This window comes from Okeania sp. SIO2B9 (assembly GCF_010672505.1).
Classification (GTDB): domain Bacteria; phylum Cyanobacteriota; class Cyanobacteriia; order Cyanobacteriales; family Microcoleaceae; genus Okeania; species Okeania hirsuta.
Genome location: NZ_JAAHGK010000818.1, coordinates 1 through 3,558 on the forward strand (window position 1 = coordinate 1; position 3,558 = coordinate 3,558).

General features: G+C 33.1%; 3 protein-coding genes. All 3 read left to right on the forward strand.

Features of this window, described 5'->3' with window-relative positions:
- Nucleotides 1–84: 84 nt before the first annotated feature.
- The 3 genes from F6K13_RS23885 (at nt 85) to F6K13_RS23895 (ending at nt 3,225) form a co-directional block, all read left to right on the forward strand.
- A complete protein-coding gene (locus F6K13_RS23885) occupies nt 85–1,305 on the forward strand; it encodes a DUF790 family protein (protein ID WP_124144386.1) in 1,221 nt (406 codons plus the stop codon).
- 282 nt (nt 1,306–1,587) lie between these two features.
- Entirely contained in the window at nt 1,588–1,773 is a 186-nt protein-coding gene (locus F6K13_RS23890; RefSeq protein ID WP_124144385.1) for a hypothetical protein, read from the forward strand.
- Nucleotides 1,774–2,643: 870 nt separating this feature from the next.
- Complete coding sequence (locus tag F6K13_RS23895; RefSeq protein ID WP_124144384.1) at nt 2,644–3,225, forward strand: hypothetical protein; 582 nt, start codon at nt 2,644–2,646, stop codon at nt 3,223–3,225.
- Nucleotides 3,226–3,558 lie beyond the last annotated feature (333 nt).

Consider the following 3,558-nt stretch of genomic DNA (forward strand, 5'->3'; position numbering starts at 1 on the left):
TCAAAAGTCAAAAGTAAGATTTTATCAGCTCAAAACTTTAATCCTACTTTTGACTTTTGACTTTTGAATTTTGACTTAATAACTATGTTACCAACTGACTTACTTTCTCATCGGCAAACAGGAGAAACAATTATTCCTCAAAAACTCAAAATTGATGCTAAAAATTTAGCCATTGCCACAGAGATGATTAACTCTTTTGAAGAAACAGTAGGCAAAACTCAAGGAGAACTCGATAAACGTTTACAAGAAATTGAAGGAGATGACCCCAACTATCGCTTCAAAAGAGGATTAGCACATATGTTGAGAGGCAGTTTTTCTACTTTTGAAATTATCAGTCCTCTGGAACCAATAGAATTAAGAAAACGTGTTTTTACTACAGCAGCAGAAGTTGTTCCTAGTATCCAATCAACAGAATTAACTCTAGAAAAATTAGCCGCACAAATTAGTCAAGAATTAAACCGAGAAGTTGTGCCTGATGAAATTAAAAAAGGTCTCTATGCTGACTTACAAGAAAATAGAATTTTGACTCAATTTGATGCTCCCACATCAGAGGCATTATTACATAGATATAATCTGTCTCAAGTACAAGGTATTTTTTACAAAGCTAGTCATATTGAATTGAATGCTCATCGCAACGACCCAGGAGAATACAAACTCTTATTTAGGTATGTAAAACTCTTTCAATTAATGACTTATATAGAAGGAGATGCTGACCATGGTTTTACTCTTACAATTGATGGTCCTTATAGTTTATTTAAACCTAGTACTCGTTACGGTTTAGCACTAGCAAAAATGTTGCCCGCATTACTACACGTTACAAAATGGAGTTTACACGCAACCTTACAAAATCGCGATACCTATAGTGGAGCTTGGAAAAAAGGTCGATTTAGCCTTAACTCTGATTGCGATCTAGTTAGTCATTATCCACCAGGAAAACCCTACGATAGTATGTTAGAAGCATCATTTGCAGAACGTTGGGCTAAGTTAAAAACCGAGTGGAAGTTAGAAAGAGAAGTTGATTTAATTCCAATTCCTGGTAGTGTAATGATTCCTGACTTTAGACTGGTACATCCCAGTGGGCAATCATATTTATTAGAAATAGTTGGATATTGGCGACCGGAATATTTAAAAAAGAAATTTTATCAGGTGCAGAGTGCTGAGTGCGATAATTTAATATTGGCAGTTTCTGAACGACTAAATTTGGAAAAAGCTGGTGTAAAAGTGAAAGATGTGCCAGTACCTATTGTCTGGTTTAAGGATAAGTTATTACCTAAATCAGTCTTAGAAGTTTTGGAATCTATTTAATGTTCGGTAATGGGTAATTGATAATAGTTCAAAAAACATTGATTGTCGGTGGAAAAATTGACTTATTGAACTTGAAGAAGGAAACAGGAGACAGGAGACAGGAGACAGGAGGAAAATAGTCAATCTATTTCTCAATCTAGAAAAACCTTAACCGATGCAAAATTTTGTGCCACCTTTGAGAATGGTAATGTTGTTTTTCGAGGAGAAGGAAATAATAATCAGCAAGTAATTTACCTTTATATTAATGGTTATCTAAAAACTATAGCTAACCACAATACTGCCATGCCAGAAGGTACAGGAAAATTTACTCAGTTTGGAATTTGCCCTGCATTTGATCAAGATAACGTAGTATTTATTGCTGAAGGGAGTGAAGATCAACAGGGAATATATATTTCTATAGATGGTTTTCTCTCAAAAGTGACAAATAGAAAAACTAGCATTCCTAAGGGTTTTGAACAACGGCGTTAAGCAAATTAATGCCTCTAGAGAAAACTTTTATTCAAAGACTATCCGCTATATCTTTACTCTTAATCTCCATTGCTTTCTCAATTAATGAGTTAATTCTATATATAGAATCTATCTTGTCTGTTCCTAAAATCTTTGTTTTATTTATAGAACCCATTTGATATCTTTGTGCGCGGTATGTGCTTTTGGTATAGGAGTCAGAACTCAGAACTCAGAAGTCACGAAATTCAGAAATAGAATAGGGGAAAAAGGTAGAAAAATGCTCCCTACTCCCTATCTTTTATATAAATAGATAGCAAATAGGTTCTATATATCAGGCGATCGCCCTTGATTTACTAGTCATTTCATATTCCAGTCAGGTCAAAAAAAAAATCAAAAATCAATACACACTGCCAACATTTTGATTTACAAAAATTTGTTTATATACTATAATAAGAGTTTTGGCAGATAAATATTCTCTACTCAAGGCCGATATGACAACGCAAAGTCGTAAAGGGCCTTCCAAGCGGAGGAGTATGAAAAAGTGTGCTAACAGTATAATTGCTTATTTAATTTTCTTACCCACAAGAAATTCCTACCTAAGTGTATGGATTTACCGATTGGGATCAATAAAATCAATAGTTATTCTGTGACCACTAGAGAGTAATAGAAATAAAAAGCTGAAAGAAAATGGTATTCCTCGAAATTATAGGAGTAATCTTCAAAAGATAACTCTGTTAATAGGGGGAATTAAAATTATCATCTTCTACTTCCTATACAAGTAGAATACTGCTAAATATTTATAGTTAATCCTGAAGGATATATCCTTCAGAAAAGCTAACTAATATAAATTCAATCAAAGTTTATTCACTATACAAAACAGGAGGTAACGTCATGAAAATCAAAACTCAACTACATACCGAAGCTGTAAAAATAGCTTTGCTTTCCCTATCAGAGATGGAACTATATAATACTATTCATAATTGGCTTGAACGAATATCTCAAAAAGATTGGGAAGCAGAATTATTAGATGAAATGCAGTTTGCTTTAGGTTATGAATTAGAGTCAGGAGAAACTCTACAATCTTATAGAAGTTGGGATGAATTGATGTATTGTGAACCTGACTGTGAAGATGTCTACTTAATCGCGCCATCACCTTTGAAATTACACAGATATATAGAGCAGATGGACTCACATTCTTTTTATCACAATATAATTTATATTGCTGGAAAAGCTTATAGTGAAGGAGAAATGGGTTATCCACCAAATGCCTTTTGTGATGGGTATCAATTTATGGAAAACTTAGTTGCTAGTCTCAGAAAAAATCAACCTTGCCAAGAAAAAAATTATCCTTCAGAAATTTTCAGAATTGTGAATCAAACTCCAAATAATGAACAGTTTTTTCAAGTATCAGAACATTGGCGGACTTACAATGGAGATCAAGTAACTGATTTTGTGCTTTTGACCTCTAATTAGTAATTGCAGGAAGAAACAGGCAAGTACATAAATAAGTTTGTTTATGGTATTTATGATGGGTTATCTGATGTGATAATCCATATTCTTATTAAGAATATTTCGTCTTTTTTACTAAAAAAAACAGAATTTGGGATGTACTTTCTCAAGCCTATTCATAAATACTAAAAAGCTGACTACTGATGCACTTCAATGCTAACTTGCTATATCTATAGCAATCCTATTTCAGTTATGAAAAAAAATCTTTGAATTTAGGAAACAGGGAATAGGGGTAAAAGTTTCAGGGTTTTTATATATCCTGAGATTTTTTACAAATGATTTATGATTGCTATACAT